Origin of the sequence: Thermosipho globiformans, from assembly GCF_003990895.1 — a bacterium.
GTDB lineage: Bacteria > Thermotogota > Thermotogae > Thermotogales > Fervidobacteriaceae > Thermosipho > Thermosipho japonicus.
Genome location: NZ_BHXD01000006.1, coordinates 81,152 through 99,818, shown reverse-complemented (window position 1 = coordinate 99,818; position 18,667 = coordinate 81,152). Strand labels below are relative to the sequence as shown.

General features: G+C 29.3%; 21 protein-coding genes. 15 read left to right on the top strand and 6 right to left on the bottom strand.

The window, feature by feature from the left end; translation table 11 throughout:
- Positions 1-789: 789 nt before the first annotated feature.
- The 6 genes from EO083_RS05900 to EO083_RS05880 form a co-directional block, all read right to left on the bottom strand.
- Positions 790-1,884, bottom strand: coding sequence for a glycosyltransferase (locus EO083_RS05900; RefSeq protein ID WP_126993250.1), 1,095 nt, complete (start codon positions 1,882-1,884; stop codon positions 790-792).
- A gap of 228 nt (positions 1,885-2,112) precedes the next feature.
- The gene (locus EO083_RS05895) at positions 2,113-3,357 is read right to left on the bottom strand and encodes an exopolysaccharide biosynthesis polyprenyl glycosylphosphotransferase (RefSeq protein ID WP_126993249.1); all 1,245 of its coding nucleotides are present in this window, start codon (positions 3,355-3,357) and stop codon (positions 2,113-2,115) included.
- A gap of 299 nt (positions 3,358-3,656) precedes the next feature.
- A complete protein-coding gene (locus tag EO083_RS05890; protein ID WP_126993248.1) occupies positions 3,657-4,430 on the bottom strand; it encodes a hypothetical protein in 774 nt (257 codons plus the stop codon).
- Positions 4,431-4,573: 143 nt separating this feature from the next.
- Entirely contained in the window at positions 4,574-4,708 is a 135-nt protein-coding gene (locus EO083_RS10105; protein ID WP_277600364.1) for a hypothetical protein, read from the bottom strand.
- A gap of 81 nt (positions 4,709-4,789) precedes the next feature.
- Positions 4,790-5,233, bottom strand: a complete 444-nt coding sequence (locus tag EO083_RS05885) for an RNase H family protein (RefSeq protein ID WP_126993247.1) — start codon at positions 5,231-5,233, stop codon at positions 4,790-4,792.
- 72 nt (positions 5,234-5,305) lie between these two features.
- On the bottom strand, positions 5,306-5,581 hold the full coding sequence (locus EO083_RS05880) for a hypothetical protein (RefSeq protein ID WP_126993246.1): 276 nt from the start codon (positions 5,579-5,581) through the stop codon (positions 5,306-5,308).
- A gap of 386 nt (positions 5,582-5,967) precedes the next feature.
- Between EO083_RS05880 and EO083_RS05875 the strand changes: the two genes are divergently transcribed.
- The 15 genes from EO083_RS05875 to EO083_RS05805 all read left to right on the top strand — a co-directional run bounded on the left by EO083_RS05875 (position 5,968) and on the right by EO083_RS05805 (position 18,653).
- A complete protein-coding gene (locus tag EO083_RS05875) occupies positions 5,968-6,159 on the top strand; it encodes a DUF1659 domain-containing protein (protein WP_012579866.1) in 192 nt (63 codons plus the stop codon).
- 32 nt (positions 6,160-6,191) lie between these two features.
- Positions 6,192-6,404, top strand: a complete 213-nt coding sequence (locus EO083_RS05870; RefSeq protein ID WP_126993245.1) for a DUF2922 family protein — start codon at positions 6,192-6,194, stop codon at positions 6,402-6,404.
- Positions 6,405-6,414: 10 nt separating this feature from the next.
- Entirely contained in the window at positions 6,415-6,606 is a 192-nt protein-coding gene (locus EO083_RS05865; protein WP_126993244.1) for a hypothetical protein, read from the top strand.
- A gap of 90 nt (positions 6,607-6,696) precedes the next feature.
- On the top strand, positions 6,697-7,026 hold the full coding sequence (locus EO083_RS05860) for a sigma factor (protein WP_126993243.1): 330 nt from the start codon (positions 6,697-6,699) through the stop codon (positions 7,024-7,026).
- 46 nt (positions 7,027-7,072) lie between these two features.
- Positions 7,073-8,128, top strand: a complete 1,056-nt coding sequence (locus EO083_RS05855; protein ID WP_241229985.1) for a mannose-1-phosphate guanylyltransferase — start codon at positions 7,073-7,075, stop codon at positions 8,126-8,128.
- Between the two features lie 59 nt (positions 8,129-8,187).
- Complete coding sequence (locus EO083_RS05850; RefSeq protein WP_126993241.1) at positions 8,188-9,084, top strand: DHH family phosphoesterase; 897 nt, start codon at positions 8,188-8,190, stop codon at positions 9,082-9,084.
- A gap of 5 nt (positions 9,085-9,089) precedes the next feature.
- A complete protein-coding gene (locus EO083_RS05845; RefSeq protein ID WP_126993240.1) occupies positions 9,090-9,890 on the top strand; it encodes a PHP domain-containing protein in 801 nt (266 codons plus the stop codon).
- A gap of 85 nt (positions 9,891-9,975) precedes the next feature.
- Positions 9,976-11,457 (top strand): UDP-N-acetylmuramoyl-L-alanyl-D-glutamate--2,6-diaminopimelate ligase, encoded by a 1,482-nt coding sequence (locus EO083_RS05840; protein ID WP_126993239.1) that lies wholly within the window; start codon positions 9,976-9,978, stop codon positions 11,455-11,457.
- Positions 11,454-11,804, top strand: coding sequence for a hypothetical protein (locus tag EO083_RS05835; RefSeq protein WP_126993238.1), 351 nt, complete (start codon positions 11,454-11,456; stop codon positions 11,802-11,804). The genes EO083_RS05840 and EO083_RS05835 overlap by 4 nt, the downstream gene beginning before the upstream one ends.
- A 12-nt stretch (positions 11,805-11,816) precedes the next feature.
- Positions 11,817-12,683 (top strand): phospho-N-acetylmuramoyl-pentapeptide-transferase, encoded by an 867-nt coding sequence (mraY, locus tag EO083_RS05830; protein WP_126993237.1) that lies wholly within the window; start codon positions 11,817-11,819, stop codon positions 12,681-12,683.
- Between the two features lie 4 nt (positions 12,684-12,687).
- Positions 12,688-13,533, top strand: a complete 846-nt coding sequence (locus tag EO083_RS05825) for a glycosyltransferase family 4 protein (RefSeq protein WP_126993236.1) — start codon at positions 12,688-12,690, stop codon at positions 13,531-13,533.
- Positions 13,534-13,579: 46 nt separating this feature from the next.
- On the top strand, positions 13,580-15,166 hold the full coding sequence (locus EO083_RS05820; protein ID WP_126993235.1) for a PD-(D/E)XK nuclease domain-containing ATP-binding protein: 1,587 nt from the start codon (positions 13,580-13,582) through the stop codon (positions 15,164-15,166).
- Positions 15,163-17,391 carry an AAA family ATPase gene (locus EO083_RS05815; RefSeq protein ID WP_126993234.1) on the top strand — a complete coding sequence of 743 codons (2,229 nt, stop codon included), beginning with the start codon at positions 15,163-15,165 and terminating at the stop codon, positions 17,389-17,391. Before EO083_RS05820 ends, EO083_RS05815 begins: the two co-directional genes overlap by 4 nt.
- A 93-nt stretch (positions 17,392-17,484) precedes the next feature.
- Positions 17,485-17,961, top strand: a complete 477-nt coding sequence (locus EO083_RS05810; RefSeq protein ID WP_126993233.1) for a permease — start codon at positions 17,485-17,487, stop codon at positions 17,959-17,961.
- On the top strand, positions 17,958-18,653 hold the full coding sequence (locus tag EO083_RS05805; RefSeq protein ID WP_126993232.1) for a permease: 696 nt from the start codon (positions 17,958-17,960) through the stop codon (positions 18,651-18,653). The genes EO083_RS05810 and EO083_RS05805 overlap by 4 nt, the downstream gene beginning before the upstream one ends.
- Positions 18,654-18,667 lie beyond the last annotated feature (14 nt).

The following is an 18,667-nucleotide window of genomic DNA, read 5'->3' as shown; positions in this document are numbered from 1 at the left end:
TCCTTGATAAAGATTATTTTTGGTACAAAAATAATTTTAGCAGGTGTAGCCCTTTTTTTATATTCTAATTTAACCTACTTTTTACATTGGCCAGGGTCAAAACATGAATAATAAATTCTTCCAGTTGTGAAAAAATAAAGTAAAAATTAAAAACATCATAAAATCAAAAATTTCTTTTTTAACTATTTAATTTAGAAATAAAGAGTAAAAATTTTTTTCTGACATTGGATGATTAGAAATATTATTGTATAAAAGTGTCATAACTAATTTTTATAAATTAAAAACGAAAAAGAATTAAATAATCACCAAATTTTAAAAGTTATAACAAACTTATAACTTAAAAAGCTAATTAATCTTTCTTCAAACCTTTCAATATGTAACCTTAAAAACAAGATATGGCCTGTCTTATAAGTATAAAATCAAAACAAGACATTTACCATTTCATATACAATCAAATATTTATCTACTAAATATAGCAATTTACAAATTTTAAAAATTTATTATATAAAAAATTTAAAGTTTAAGATATTATTAATTTTGCCAATAAAATATAAAAATATCATTGGTAATGTTATTAAAAGCTAATTAGCCAACAAATACCAAAAATAATTTAAATTGTAAAAATAACGCAGAAGATATAAAAATAAACTTCAAAAAAATGCACTTTTATAAAAACACATTCTGAAAGAAAGATTAAAATTTTTTATAATAAGCTCATTAATTTTCCAAACTAAAATCTTTTTGAATTAAAATCCAAAAGTCATTATTTTTATAAATACCTCACCATTATTATTTGTACAACTCTACGTATTTATCAATCATTTCATAATAATTGGAATGGGATTTTAAATTATTTCTTTGATTTGAGTTTAAAAAATCTATAAGAAATTTAATAAAATCTTCATTTTTAGAAAGGACTATAGTGTTCATTTCCCTTACACATCCAACATCTGTACTTACAACGGGTATCCCCAATTGTTGAGCTTCAAGGATAACAAGAGGCATGCCTTCCTCATCAGATGTTAATAGAAACACATCAAAATCTGCCATTAATTCTATTGCATCTTTTCGAAAATCAAGAAATTTAATTTTTTTTGTTAAATAAGGTTTTTCATTAAGAATTTTTTTTACTTGGTTTGAATAATAATTTTCAACCACACTTCCACCAATCCATACGAAAAAAACATCATCCACTTTTTTAATAACCTCTTCTGCAATTTCAAGAAATCTTATCGGATTTTTTTGTTTATCAAGCCTGGAAACATTACCAATAATTTTTATATTTTCAGGTATATTAAGTTCTTTTCTAAGCTTTCCTTTTTGAATATTTTCTATTGGTAATATCTCATTTTTAATTACAGCATATTTAGAAGCGGAACCAATTTTAAAATTTTCAGCTTTTTGCTTTTCTCTATTGCAAAGAAATACGATATAATCAGAAAAATTTGCTGCAATACGTTCTAACATAATAAAGATTTTCCTTTTAAGTCCTTTATATTGTTCTATTCCCCAAAAACCGTGCTGCGTGTAAATAATTTTTTTGGTTTTACATTTTTTTGCTGCAATTCTTGCTAAGAAGCCAGCTTTCGAAGAATGAACATGAACTATATCATAATTGCCTAACTTTATAAGCTTCTTAATTTCAAAATATGCTTTTAAATCTTTTATTGGGTTTACATTACGAACAAGATTTTCTAAACGATAATATTTTACACCAATCTTTTCTAATTCTTCAAACAAAATCCCATTCCCTTCACCCGCTGCAACTTCTATTTCAAACTCTTTAGAATATTTTTTCTTTATTCCATATACAATTGTATATAAAACTTTTTGCCCTCCTGCCCAATCCGAACGCGTTATAATCTGTAAAATCTTCTTTTTCAATCATTACACACTCCCTTTGCTTTGATTTCAACCTGCCATTTTACAAAAAGTAAAAGTATAAAAATATACATAAATATACTAAATCAATCTTTTACTTTATACTCACTTACAATTCAATTGTTTTCAAAACTGATACTTAAAACAATTAAATATTAAATAGTTTAAAAAATTAAATTTCTTAGAATAAATAATCCTTCAAATGTGTTATTAAAAATATCAAAATCAATACTATTTCGCACCCCTCTTCCAAACAACCGCTTCAAATGTTTGCAAAATTATCATCAAATCCATAAAAACATTTCTATTCTTAATATAGTACAAATCATAACTTAACTTCTTTTTTGTCTCTTCTATTGACGAGGAATATTTATACATTATCTGTGCCCAACCAGTTAGTCCTGGTTTCAACCTATGTCTTTGTGAATAATACGGTATTTCTTGTTCAAACATCCTAACAAAAGGAATTTGTTCTGGCCTTGGCCCAACAATGCTCATATCTCCTTTTAACACATTTACAAATTGCAACGATTCATCTATCCTAGTTGGACGTATAAACTTTCCTATTTTTAAAATTCTATGTTTTTCATCATCCACAAACCTTGCTTCATTTTTATTCTCTTTTCTCATACTCCTTAACTTTATTAGCATAAACTCGCTATTATCTTTCCCAACTCTTAACTGCTTAAACACAACAGGTCTACCATCTTCAATAAGTATAGCTATAGCAGCTACTAGCATAAAAGGAGAAAAAACTATTAACCCTACAATAGATCCAAAAATATCTAGTATCCTCTTTGCAGGAGATTCATTTACATTCCTAAAAGATATTTTATAATACTCTTCAAATTTTTCAACCACCTTAATCGGTATCCTCTTTAATATCTTTTCAACCAAATTTGGCAAATATTCCACTTTATATGTATTACTCAAAATTTCTAGATCATCTTTTACATATTCTTCAAGTTCTAAATCACACACAAGAACCCTATCAGCTGCTTTTACCTTTTCTTTGAGCACAGCAGGAGATGGGTTAATAAAATCAACAAATTTTATCTTACCTTTTGATTTTTCTTCAATTTCTTTTAAAATATCATAAAATTCTTCTTTTTTGCCGATAACAAGATATTTTTTCACTGGTGTTTTTACAAGTGCAAACTTGTAAAGCACAAAGTGAATAATTGGAAGTACGGTTATAGCTACAAGAAATGAAATTATAAAGAAAAGCTTTGAGATATGAAAATTAAAAGGAAGATTAAGTATTAAAATAATTGCGATACCAAAAAAGTATGAAACTATTATCCTTAAAAAGTGATCATTTTTTGCTTCGATATTTTCATAAGTTCTAAACGCAAATAAAGAAATTACTAGAAAAAGTGAAGAAAATATTGAAAATAATATTGAACTCGTAGTTAAAAATGAAACTATCAAAAAAATAACAAAATCTATAGCAAACAACAAACGAGAAATATTCATAATACTCCTCACTTTCTACTTTAAATTATTATGAATCTTTAAAGCATCAACTTTTAAAAATTCACAAGCTTTTTCCTTATTACAAGTTACACACTCTACCAGAAAAAGTATACCATTCAACAATCTAAGATACAATATTTATCAACATTTCTTAACACATCACTTTCTTTTGATTGCAAATTATATTATAACACACAAAAAATTATCTAAACAATATATTTTCAAAAAATTCACATTGTTGCATAAATTTAAATGATTCTTTTTTTGACAAATCAAAAATTATTAAACAAAAAAATTATTTAAATCATATTTGCGCCAATATTTTCAAATAAATCCTTGAGATTGTTAAAATCTTTTGGGTTCACATATTTTAGTACTATATTTTTATTCTTACAGACATCTTCAATTTTGTGCTTTTTTTCTATATCAACTATTATAATTTGTTTACTTTTCTGCTTGTTATAATACTCTTCAATAAAAAATTTTCGGATAATATCTTCTATATATAAATCATTTTTTAAAGATTGTCCCCATATTATAAGATTTTTTGCATTTTTTAATTCTTCTCTAAAAGTTCTAAAATAAACACTTAATAACAAAGAATCTTTTATCTGCTTTTTCTTTAATTCTGGTGCATTAAAAACTATAGTAGGAGAAAGAAATTCTTTATTCTGGTGGTAGAAATCCCAACAACAGCTTTTTAATTTTATATAATCACCTAAGTATGAAAAATATTTATAAGAACCATGTAAATGTATCAATTTTGATTTTTCATAATCTCTAAAGTAATTATCAATTTCAAAAACATTATAACCATTTCCCCCTCCTCCAAACATATCACGTAGTTTTATTCTTGTATTACCTTTGTTACCGCTTTTATCATAGCCAACTATCATTTCGGCAATTCCATCATAGTTTGTAGTATATACCGAAATATTATTATTCTTTACAAATTCGTATATGTTATAATTTGTATGTTGATAGTAAAAAGCTACTAAATTTTGGTGCAGCCCTTCTTTTTCTGCTTCAATAAACCTCTCAACAATTTTTAAAAGCTCATCTTTAATTTTCACAAAAAATTCTTTTTTAAATTTTTGAAGACATATTTTTAAATCTCCATCCTTTACAAGCGGTAATTTCCCAAGTATTTCTAAAGAATGATTTATAATATCTATAATATTTTCATCTGTTAAGTCTTTGTACTTTCCAATTTTTCTTATTTCAGAAAAAATTGCTCAAACCTACTCCAGAGACTCATTATACCTTTTATTTTCTCCTTTAAACTATCATCTATAAACTTTAATATACTATAATTAAAGCCATTTCCAAGCAATAGTACATTTTCAATCATTCAAAAACCTCCCTCTGCATAAAAAATCAAATAATGAGAAATCTTTTAATTGTTTTTGTAATTCACTAAGCAAATAATTTTTTATCTTTTATAATACTTACTCTTCTTCAACTTTTTTATCAAATACTCTTCAACACTTTTTCTAGACATTTCATCAACATAATTATTAAATCTATCATTTTTGTGAGCCTTTACTTTCACAAAGCTTACTTGTAACTGTTGGCAAAACTGTCTCAACTTTTTTGCATACGAATTAATATACGGATTTTTTGTATTCCTATACGAAGATGCAAGCATTGGAATTTCGTTATAATCGTGCAATATTGTAACTTCTTTTACTCCAAGGTTATTACAATACTCCAATGCTTTAATAACTCCCAATAATTCTGCAATAATGGAATTTCCTCTCTTTATTTTCATCGCATCTTTATACGTAAACTTTATTTCTTCATCTTCAACTACGCAATATGAAAAACCTGCGATGTTTAAATCATCGTAGTAGGATCCATCTACGTATATCCGCATGCATTTGTCCCTCCTCATCAATTTGTTCCTTTTATTAAACGAATCTACATTTCAAAATCTGACATTTTTAAATTAGTAACCTAAATCATCTAAATATTGCCCAAGTTCATTTTCATCCTCGAAATCAGTTCCAAGTTCTGAATTCCAAAACTCCAACATATCTGGATAATCTTCCACTGGTTCATCATCCTCTTCATAATATTCATAGCTATCGTATTCATAGTAATCTTCATCATCTTCGCCAATTTCCCTTTCCCAATAAAAATACCAACCACAATCAAAGCAAATCTTAGCATAATCTGGCATATATTTTCCACACCTCGGACATTCTTTCCACCCTTGGTACATAATAACTCCTCCTTTCTACAAATCGAAAAGATTATATCATATAACCTTCAATTTAAAATTTAAGAAACTATTTTTTATTGCAAATTTAAACTAAATTTACAATATAAATCTTTAAATTACGTATTTCTAAGAAAAATCTCAATAACGCTCACACATAAATACTATATTTTCAATATTCTTTTATCTTTAAGCAACATTAACAAAAGATCAATCACAAAAATTTTATATCTTTCCATATAAATCCTTGACAGTCAATATATACATGTTACAATTTATATACATATGTATACATTTAGTAAACAGACTGCTTTTTTCGTAGATATATATAAGTGAAGGCGGCCGCCTGAAAATGAAAAAACAAAAAAACTTTGAAGGGGGTTAAAGCCATGAAAAAGCTATCTATAAAATGGAATGTTGGAACTGATGAAAATGGCGAGCCTATATTAAAAACACAGTCATTAAATGTCCAAGACAGTGTCGATGCTCAAAAAGCACTTTTAATCGCTCAAACAATAGAAAAGTACACAAACTATTCTCTTTATTCAGCACAATTAGTTACATATACACCAGTAATGTAAGTAAAATAAAAATTTTAAGGGGGTAGGGGAATATGAAAAGACTTACACTTGTTTTTAGAAATCAAGAAGATGGTAAAGCATTCAGGGTAAATGTTCAAAATCCTGTTGAAAATATAGATACAGCTGCTCTTCAAACAGATGCACAAGTTTTAATAGACAACGGTCTTGTTCCAGAAGGATATGTTTTTGACGAGGCAAGAGTTCTTGAATCAAACACAAATGTTTTAATAGACATATTAAAGTAAGGTGAGCTGTATGATATGGTCAATTGTAAAACTCTTTATGAGTCTAGTCGAGCGACCCGGTGAAGGCGAAAAAAAGAAAAAAGAAGTAATAGAACTAGTAGATAGTATATTCGATTATCTACACGTAGATATAGACAGAGAAGATTTAGAACTTGTGCTTTCACCTGCAATAGATTATCTTGCAAACATTTTGTTTAAGTAAAATTTTGAGGGGAAGGCACATGCCTTCTCCTCTTTGTTTTTATCTGTTATGTATACATTTGTAAATTTTATATGTAAGGGGGAATCTATCTTGGATATATACAAAACATACAAAGATGATGTCAAAAATATAGCTGGAAGGTACTATAAAGCATACAAATATAAAATTTTATCTTTCGAAGATTTAGAACAGACCATATGGTATATATTAATGTGCGCGCTTTCAAAATTTGATGGTCGTGGAGATCAAAGAAATTTTGTATTACACTTTATAAAGCAAAAGCTTATATCAATCCTGAAAAACAATCGAAGGCCACCGTATTGTACAGACAATCCATTTACATGTCTGTGCTTTAACTATTTTTCTGCAGATGATGAAAATACAAAATACTATAAAGAAATTCACGGAGAGTATGAATAATAATGGTATAATTAAAAATGATAAAAAAGCAAAGGGAGGAAAAAGCGTGAAAAATTGCGCCCTTATAATGGCAGGAGGAAAAGGAGAAAGATTTTGGCCGTATTCAACCGATGAAAAACCTAAGCAATTTTTAAATCTTTTCGATGAAAAAACTATGATCCAGTTAACAGTTGAAAGGCTAAAAGGTATTTTACCAATTGAAAATACCTTTGTTGTCACAGGGCAAATCTACGTTGATTTGGTAAAAGAGCAGCTTCCAACTCTTCCTGAGGAAAATATCATAATCGAGCCTGCTGGAAGAAATACAGCACCTTGTATTGCATTATCTGCATTTTATATCAAAGAAAAGCTCGGCGATGTAAATCTTGCAGTTCTTCCCGCAGACCACCTTGTAGAAGATGTAGAAAACTTTCAAAAAGCACTATCTAATGCTTTTGAATTTATAAACAAAAATAAAAACGCCATAGTAACACTCGGTATAAAACCAGATAGACCAGAAACAGGGTATGGCTATATTAAATACCAAAGCAAAGACAATTTAAACGTAAACGAATCTGTATTAAAAGTTGAACGATTTGTTGAAAAACCAAGTCTTGAAGTTGCAAAAAAATACCTAAGTGAAGGAAACTACCTTTGGAACGCAGGAATATTTGTCTGGAACACAGAAACTATCCTTGAAAACACAAAAAAGTTCCTTCCAAATACATATAACATTCTAGAAGAAATTTTCAAATATTCTGGAAAAGAATATCTGAAAATACTTGGAGAGCTATACCCAAAGGTAGACAAAATTTCAGTTGACTATGGAATAATGGAACATGCAAAAGATATCTATGTTATCCCATCTGAATTTGGGTGGGACGATGTAGGAAGTTGGACTTCCGTTGAAAGACACAGCAAAAAAGATGAAAATGGAAATGTTATAAACGAAAACACGTACTATTTTGATTCAAAAGCAAATATTGTAAAAAGTAAAAAGATAACAATTTTAAACGATGTTGAAAATCTTGTTGTTATCGAAACAGACGATTACCTTATAATCTCAAGCAAGGAAAATATCCAAAAAATAAGAGAAATAAAAAACAAAATAAATAAAAAGTAGATTCTGGCGGCTTTGAACAATTCAAAGCCGCACTTTTTTAGTGGTATAATCTAAATGATATGAAAAATCTAAGCTTTAAAGAGTTATTAAACCTAAAAAGCAAAAAAATTCTTCATACAACACACGTAAAATCTGACTGTGATGGGATTGCCTCTATATACTGGGGACTATCCACTTTTGGAGGAAGCTACTTTATACCCCCATACGAGCTTAGAAGTGCTGCAGGATTAATTGAAATGCTCAATTTAAAAAGCAGTACTGATAATATAGACGATTTTGACATAATCTTTATATACGACACAGAAAAAAGGCAAGACCTTCCTTTCAAGATTAATAAACCATATGTAATATTTGACCATCACCATAAAAGAGATGGAGAGTTTGTAGAAAATGCACTTTTCTGTTATATCGAGCCTTCCAGTGCAAACGTTATTAACCTTTACAATCTTTCAATAAAAGAAAACCTAAAACTAAATGATGATATCCTTTTTTCCTTTGCAATTGCACTTTATACAGATACAGCAATGTTTAGAACCGCAAGAGAAAACGAGTTTTATTACTTTTCAAAGTTTTTAAAAAATAGACGTTTTGAAGATATCTTAGATGTGGTATACTACAAAGATATAGAAAAAAAGTCTTTTTTAAAAACAATTAAAAAGGCAAAGTTTTACAATATAAAGGGATTAAATGTATGTGTGTTAAAATTTAAAGATAACGATCAATTCTATGGTTTTGTAGATGGTCTTTTTAATGTCTTAAACTTAGATGTCCTTATTGGAATACTAAAAGAAGGTATAAAAATACATGTGAAAAAACGACATGTTCAAAAAATATATCACATGCTTTTTGTACCAATACAAAAAAAGCTAAATATAGAAAGAGTACAAGGAATATGGATGAATTTTTTTGATTACAAAATTCTTTTAAAGGCACTTGAAAATTACAAAGGAGGATGAACTAGTTGCTAGTAGACTTTCACATGCACTCAACTGCCTCAGATGGAACGTTTAGTCCAAATGAGCTTGTGAGGTTAGTAAAAGAAAGAAAAATTGAATATTTTTCACTAACCGACCATGATACTATAGATGGAGTAAAACAAATCAAAGAAAAAAAATTTATCCCCGGTGTTGAGATAAGTATTGAGCACCCTACAACACTTCATATTCTAGGATATGGCTTTGATATAAATGATGAAAAATTAAATAAAGTCCTTGATCAACTAAAACAATACAGATACGAAAGAAACATAAAGATGGTTGAAAAGGCCAATGCACTTGGATTTGACATAACTCTTGAAGAGTTATTAGAAGAGGCAAACGGCACCCTCATTGGCCGTCCACACTTTGCATCACTTTTACTGAAAAAAGGATACGTTGAAGATAGAAAAGAGGCATTTGAAAAATATCTCAAACGCGGTATGCCACTGTATGAAGATAAAAAAAGGTTAGACCTTGAAAGTGCAATTGAAATAATTAATGGCGCAGGTGGTATTGCAGTATTTGCACACCCATATCAAACAAGTAAAGATAAAGATGAAATTGAAAAGCTACTTAAAAAAATGGTGGAGTTAGGGCTAAAAGGAATAGAAGTGTACTATTCAAAACATACAAAAGATATGATCGAAACATATGAAAAATTAGCCGAAAGGTACAACCTTGCAAAAACGGCGGGTTCAGATTTTCACGGTCAAAATACACCTGATATAGAGCTTGGAATAGAAGTAAGCAAAGAAAACATAAAAGAATTTTTATCGCTTTTTTAATTTTTCCTACCTAAAATATTGAATTTTTTAATGTTTTGTTATATAATTTTTAAAAAGAACCCTTTTAAAAGGGAGTGATTTATTTTTGAAAATCAAGGATATTTTAAGAGAATTAAATTCTTTAATTCTTAAGGTAAACTGCGATGAGGAGCTCGAATTTAATTATATCTCTTCAAACTCAAAAGATATTCAAGAAAACACCCTTTTTATCTGCAGAAAAGGGACAACCTTTGATTCACACAATATTGTAGATGACCTCTACAAGGAAGGTGCTAATGTTTTTGTTGTAGAAAGAGAAATAAGAAAATACCCTTACATACAAGTTGTTGATTCAAGAATTGCTGAATCAATAATTGCAAGCTTATTTTACAACAAACCATATGAAAAACTTATCACGTTCGGTGTTACGGGAACTAATGGGAAAACCACATCTGTTCACTTATTCCATCACATCATGCACAACTTTGGAATAAAGGGAAGTATAAGTGGTACAGTGGTAAACGATATAATGGGTGATAAATTTTACCATCCAAATACTACACCAAGTGCTATTGAAGTAATGAGAAATATGTATAAAACCCTTGAAAATGGTGGAAAATACTATGGAATGGAAGTTTCATCCCATGCTCTTTCTCAGTATAGAGTAGAAAGTATAAGGTATGATATAGTAGGTATAACAAATATAACACGGGATCATCTTGATTTTCATGAAACTTTTGAAAACTATAAAAGGGCAAAATTTCATATCTTGAACCTTCTAAAACCAAATGGAATTGCAATAGTAAATCATGAGCTTTTGCAAGAAGTTAAAAATAAAAACAAAAATATAAAACTTGTTAGCTTTGGAGTAGACAGTTCATCAGATTACGTCATACATGAAATTACAACCAATTGGTCCGGTACTTTCTTTAAATTAGATACACCATACGGTGAAAAGAAAGTTGCATCACAATTAATTGGCGAGTATAATGCATTCAATATCACTTTGGTTGTGGCTGCACTTGCCGAAATAGGCTACGATATAGATGAGGTAATTGCATCTGTTGCAACATTCCGCGGAGTTGACGGTAGATTTGAAATCATACCCGAGGCAAAAAAACTTGGAATAGAAATAGTTGTTGACTTTGCACATACCCCCGATGCACTTGAAAAGGTAATACTCTCGCTTAGAAAACTTACCAAAGGAAGACTTATTACCGTTTTTGGAGCAGGAGGCCAATCTGATATAGGTAAAAGACCAATGATGGGAGAAGTAGTATCAAAATACTCAGATATAACCATTATTACAACTGATGATCCAAGGGGTGAAGATCCTCTAAAGATAATTAAAGATGTTGAAGCTGGTCTTGTCTCAGGAAGCTTGAGCCTTTCCATAGAAGATAGAAAAGAAGCCATTGATACTGCAATCACACTTGCAAACAGAGGAGATGTAATATTAATTGCAGGAAGGGGACATGAACCATATCAGGTATTTGATGAAAATCACAAAGTACCATTTAAAGATAGGGATGTTGCAATAGATATTATCTTTCAAAAAATAAATAAAGGGGAAAAAACGTTCAAATGATTACATTTGAAAAGATAAACATAGAACTTCTTAAAAGATTTTTAGGAGATTCAATAAATTTAAATGTTTCCCAAAAGGGAAACAAATTTTTTTGTGATAGTAGCAAAACGTGCAGTATAGTCAAAAAAGATGATGTTATAGAAATCGAGCTTGAAGGAGAAAAATATCTTATCTCAAAAAGTTCAGGAAATTACTACCTTTTAGATTATAAATCTGCCGATAATTTTCATAGGTATATTTTTAATATAGATGGTGAGAAAGCTTTATTTGTATTTAAAAAAGCATTAGATGATGAAGAAATTCTACACCTTCTTTTGTCCATATTTTTCATAGAAAAAATTATTTAAGGAGCTGGTTACGTGTATATACTAAACTTTGTAATTACAGCTATACTAATATACTACTACATAAAACTTATGAAAAAAATTAGAGTCGGCCAATATATCAGAGAAGAAGGCCCTGACCTTCACAACTACAAAAGCGGAACACCCACTGCAGCTGGCATTGTATTTATATCAACTGCAAGTATCTTTTTGCTGATTTCCAAAGCACCTATTATTTTCGTACTCTCCCTTATTCTTTTTGGATTTATCGGCGTTATAGACGATATCTCAAGTATACTTAAAAAGAACGCACTTGGCCTTAGAGCATATCAAAAATCTTTGCTTCAGGTAATTTTTTCTATACTCCTAATTTCTTTTACAACACCCAAGCCAATATTTGGTATCGAAGTTTCAAAGACTACGTATTACATTTTTTGGACATTTGTAATAGTTGGGGCATCAAATGCGGTAAATTTAACAGATGGACTTGACGGTCTTGCGGGGTGGGTTTGGATAACTTCAATGGTACCGCTCATGGTCTTTACTAAAGACTACAGCGTACTTATTATAATATCTTCTGTTCTTGCGTTTTTACTCTTTAATTCGCGCCCTGCATCCATATTTATGGGAGATACAGGATCACTTGCACTTGGTGCATTTCTTGCAACATATGCTATGTATTATAACATAGAAACACAGCTTGTATTTTCCTCAACCATCTTCATAGTCGAAACACTTAGTGTTATAATCCAGGTATTTTCTTTCAAAGTATTTAAAAAGAGGGTATTTAAAATGTCGCCCATACATCACCATTTCGAACTTTTGGGCTGGAAAGAAGAAAAAATTGTTGGAGTCTTTTCTGCGGTTAATCTTTTAATTTCTTTATCTATTCTGAGATGGTGAAAATTTGAAACTACTTGCATATTTTCTCATAACAGTTGTAATATACTACTTTTCAAAAAAATATAATATATTACTTGACTATCCTACAGAGAGGAAAAACCACCACAAACCTACACCTCAAGTAGGTGGAGTTATATTATTTACAATACTTCTTTTCTTCTTTGATTACCCATTTTTAGTACTTTTTTCGCTTCTACTTTTTGGAATGCTAGATGATATGTTTAAGCTTTCATACAAACAAAAATTTGTATTTGAAATAGTTATAGCTATATATATTGTGTATAAATATAAACTAACACTATTTGGAATACACAATATATTCACAGATATTTTTGCAACACTTTGGATAGTAGCATTTTTTAATGGACTTAACATGATAGATGGACTTAATGGCCTATCCACCGGTGTGTCAATAGTATATCTTTCAATGCTTACTCAATTTGAACTTGCACTTTCTTACTTTCCAATATACATCTTTAATTTTTTTGGAAAACTTTTCATGGGAGAAAGTGGAATATTAATTACGGGATTTCTACTTCTTTCCTCAGCACTATCAATAGAGAAAGATATGGTATACTTAACTATCTTTTTTGGATATCCCTTCTATGAAGTGGTGGCAAGCTTTATTAGAAGAGTTATTTCAAAAGAAAATCCTTTTCTTGCAGACAGAAAGCACCTTCACCATATATTTCCCCAAAAAATGGGTAATCTCTTTTTACCATTTTCCTACCTGCTTACCTTTCTGTTTGCAAGCCTTCCTAAAAGTTATATGAGCATATTCTACTACATATCAATCTCCATTATTCTCTTTTTAATCCACTTTAGCCTCATTAAAAAACTGAATAATTAAGTGATATAATTATCTTGAAATAGTTAAAAATTGTTGAGGTGAAAATGTGAAAGGTCTACCCATTGGTCTTCAAGACTTTTCCGATATTGTCAGCAACAATATGATTTATGTTGATAAAACTAAGTTTATATATGACCTTGCTTCTTCTGGCAATAAATATTTCTTTGTCTCTCGTCCAAGAAGGTTTGGTAAAAGCCTTACTCTCAGCATTTTTGAAAACCTTTTTAAAGGCAACAAAGAATTATTCAAAGATACTTGGATTTACGATAAATGGGACTTTAGTCAAACCTTTCCTGTTGTTAGAATCAACCTTGTTGGTCTTAACTGTGAAAGTCTTGAGAAAGTTCAATTAGGGCTTTACATGCAAATTTCTACTATTGCTAAAAAGTTTAACTTAAATCTAAAGTTTCTTGAGAAAGACATCTCATACGGTTTCAAAGAACTTATTCAATCTCTTTCTGAAAAGTTAAATTCCAGAGTTGTTGTACTAGTTGATGAGTATGAAAAACCCGTTTTGGATAATATACACAAAAAAGAAAATGCTCAAAAAATGAGGGAATTTTTGAGAAATTTCTATTCAATTTTAAAAGAAGAAGATTCAAACCTACGTTTTGTTTTTCTTACCGGTATTACCAAATTTACCAAAATGGGTGTTTTCAGCTCTCTAAACAACCTTGAAGATATCTCTTTTGATGATAAATTCTCAACCATGTTTGGATATACACAAGAAGAACTTGAAAGCTACTTTGATGAATATATCAATATATACACCGATAAATTTAAAGTTGATAAGCAATCCTTTCTTGAAAAACTCAAAGATTTCTACAACGGCTTTTCTTTCAACGGAGTTGATAAGGTATATAATCCATATGCTGTGCTGTGTTTTTTTTCAAAAGAAAGGTTTTCACCATATTGGTACGAGTCAGGTTCTCCAAATTTTCTATACGATTATATAAAAAACAAAAACATTGAAATCACCGACATAGTTGGAAAAAAAATAACAGAAAGTGATTTTACAAGCCGTGAAATTGAAAATGCCACAATCGAAAGTTTTTTGACACAAACAGGATACTTAACCTTCAAAGAAAGAGAAATTTTAGAAAACGGAGATGTATGGTACAAATTGGATTTCCCAAATAGAGATGTACAAACAAGCTTTGCAAAACTATTTGCAGAGGCAAGATATGGAATGAATCAAGAAGAAAGATACGAGTTAATCAAGAATATCAGCGAAAGTATCAAAAACAAAGATCCTTTAAAACTTAAAAATGCTCTTCAAGAAACTATTCAAAGTATAAGCTATAGAGCCTTTAAAGCTTCTGAGAACATCCCAGAGCTTCTCTATTCAAGCTGGATTTACCTTATCCTTGCTATGTCTGGCTTTAACGTATCTATGGAAGAAGAGCAAATACTTGGAAGACCCGACATCGTCCTAAAATACAATAACGAAGTATTTATTTTCGAAGTTAAAATAGATAAAAGTGTAAGTCTTGCTATAAAGCAGATCAAAGAAAAAAACTATTTTAAAAAGTTTCTTTCAAGGTCTGTGTATGCAGTTGGTATCTCTATCTCTAGTAAATCAAGAAATGTTTCAGAAGTCTTAATTGAAAAAATTGAAGAGGTGAAAATGTGAAAGGTCTACCCATTGGTCTTCAAGACTTTTCCGATATTGTCAGCAACAATATGATTTATGTTGATAAAACTAAGTTTATATATGACCTTGCTTCTTCCGGCAATAAATACTTCTTTGTCTCTAGACCAAGAAGGTTTGGTAAAAGCCTTACTCTCAGTGTTTTTGAAAACCTTTTTAAAGGCAACAAAGAATTATTCAAAAACACCTGGATTTACGATAAATGGGACTTTAGTCAAACCTTTCCTGTTGTTAGAATCAACCTTGTTGATGTTAACACTGAATCTATAGAAAACTTCTATGCTGACCTTTCTGATTTACTATTTTTTATCTCTCAAGAAAATGATATTTTTCTTGAGAGTAAAACACTAAACGGTAAATTTAGAGAGCTCATTATTAAACTTTCTAGAAAATTCAACAAAAAAGTTGTTGTACTTGTAGATGAGTATGAAAAACCTGTTTTGGATAATATTACAAACAAAGACATGGCAAAAAAATTGAGAGTGATTTTAAGAAACTTTTATGCAGTTTTAAAGGCTCAAGATGAAAACCTACGTTTTGTCTTTCTTACCGGTATTACCAAATTTACTAAAACTGGTATTTTTTCATCTTTAAATAACATTAATGATATATCTCTTGACAAGCAATTTTCAACCATGTTTGGATATACACAAGAAGAACTTGAAAGCTATTTTAAAGAGTATATAGATGTTACATCAAAAGAGTTAAATATAGAAAAAAGTATATTACTCGATGAAATTAAAAAGTACTATAACGGTTTTTCATTCGATGGAGATAAATTTGTGTATAATCCCTTTTCTATACTTCAATTTTTTCAAAAAAAAGAGTTTAAAAATTTCTGGTTTGAAAGTGGCTCTCCATTTTTTCTGTATCAATACCTAAAAGAAAAAAAGGTCACATACAAAGATTTAACTAGTTATCCTGTAAGCGAACTAGATTTTTCAAGTCATGAAATTGAAGATGCACCTCCTAACATCTTTTTTGCACAAGCTGGGTACTTAACCTTTAAAAAAAGAATATACTATGGCCTTGAATATGAATATATACTTGACTTTCCAAATCTAGAAGTCAAAAATGGATTTTCAAAATTACTTCTTGAAGCAAGCTATAATATCCCTAGAAATTACATAAAAGAAGCTGATAGAAATATATATCTAGCATTTTCAAACAATAAGATTGATGCTGCATTTGATGAAATAAAAAGGATCATATCATCTGTGCCATATAACTTACACAAAAAAGAAGAAAGTTACTATCATTCTCTAATATACACGATACTTGCATCAAGTGGTTTGAATGTAAAAGCAGAAGAGGCAAGTAGCACTGGCAAAAGTGACATAGTAATAGAATTTAATGATAGAGTGTATATAATAGAGATTAAAATGGATAAATTTGCAAAAAGTGCGTTAAACCAAATTAAAGAAAAAAAGTACTTTAACAAGTATAATCAAAAAAATTGTATCTTGATTGGTGTAAACATAAGCTTGGAAAAGAAAAACATTGATGAGTTATTTACAAAAGACTGTGTAACTTTGGAAAGAGTCTGGATCCAAAAGTATGGCTGGGAAGAAAAAGTGAAAAATAAATCTTTTCAAAGATTTTTAATTGAAAATAAGAATATCTTGGGAAAATATGGAAAGATAATAGAAGTAAAAAAAAACGATATATTGCATTCTACAATTGAAGAATTAAAACAAGTTAGTATCATCATAGAAGGTAAGTTGAAGGTGGTAAAATATACCTCTGAAGGTTATGAACAGGTATTAAAATATTTAGGTAAAAATGAAAGTTTTGGAGAAGGATTAATTTTTTCCGGAGCTAATTATCCTTCATATATAATAGCAGAAGAAGATTCAAAAATTTTAGAAATATCAAGAGAAGGAATTCTTGAGTTATTTAATAAAAACGTGGATTTTCTTGTATTGTATCTAAATGAAATATCAAAAAAGTTATTGAACTTATCAAATGTCGTAGATATTTTGATTATAAAATCTATAAAGGAGAGAATAATAAAGTACTTTTCATCTTTATATAAGCAGCAAAAATCAAATGTTATTTACTTTAAATCAAAACAAAAAATTGCAAACGATATAGGAAGCGTAAGAGAAGTCGTTTCAAAAAAAATTAAAGAACTTGTAGATGAAAATATAATTGAAGAGATTGATAAAAACCATATAAAATTGATCAATCTAAAAATATTTGAATAATCTGAGAAATAAAACCGTGAGTAAAATCACGGTTTTATTTTTTATTATACACTATAATTATAATAAAGAAAAAAGAAAAAAGGAGGTCGATCTATGAATACAGTGATTTTAATTGGCATTGCTTTAATATTTTTAATTTGGTCATTTTTCAAAAGCAAAGAAAAAACAAAAGAAAGCTTAAAATTATCCAAGAATTTACTTGTAAAAACATTTGTTGAGATTATAGGAGTTATGGCATTAGTAGGATTGGTCCTTGCTATATTACCACCAGAATTGATAAAACAACTACTTGGCAATTCTAATGAGTTTCTAAGTACGGTATATGGAGCTATTATCGGTGCTTTAACAATTATTCCAGCATTTATAGCTTTTCCATTATCAAAATCTCTCTATCAAAGTGGAGCAAACTTAACTGCAATAGCAGCTTTTATTACTACACTAACTATGGTTGGCTTTGCGACAATGCCTATAGAAATAAAATACTTTGGTAAAAAATTTACATTACACAGGTTATGGATAAGTTTTGTAGCGGCAATCTTAATTGCTTCAGGAATGGCGGTGATCTTATGAATAAACTTACAAAACTAATAAAAAACAATAAATTAATATTTATAAGCATAGTTCTATATTCAATTGCTTTTTTTACAAAACCAGATATATTTTTTAGAGGATTAGAAATGACAAAAGGATTTTTAATTGAAATGCTCGAAGTTATGCCTCCTATATTAATAATATCATCATTAATTACAGTTTGGGTGCCTTCTGAAGTAATAATGAGAAACTTTGGTAAAGAATCTGGCATAAAAGGAAAACTTTTATCAATTTTTACGGGCGCAATTTCTGCAGGACCTATATACGCAGCATTTCCTGTAGCGCAAGCATTGTTTTTGAAAGGAGCAAGTATTGGAAATTTAGTTATAATAATTAGCTCCTGGGCAGTAGTAAAAATTGTTATGTTTATGGTTGAATCCAGTTTTTTAGGATTATCATTTGCTACTACAAGGTATGTTTTGACAATTCCAGCAATTTTAGCAATGGGATATATAATGGAAAAATTAGTAAGTAGAGAAGATATAATTGATGAAATAGAAGATAAAGATATAGTATATGAAAATGAAAAAGAAGTTTTAAGCGACTTACCAAATATGAATTGCGGAGCATGCGGGTATTCTAATTGTAGAGCATTTGCTGAGGGTGTAATAAAAGGTGAAGTTGCAATAGATGATTGTGTAATTAGAAGTAAAGTCAAAGAATATGCATAAAAAGATGCCAGCCA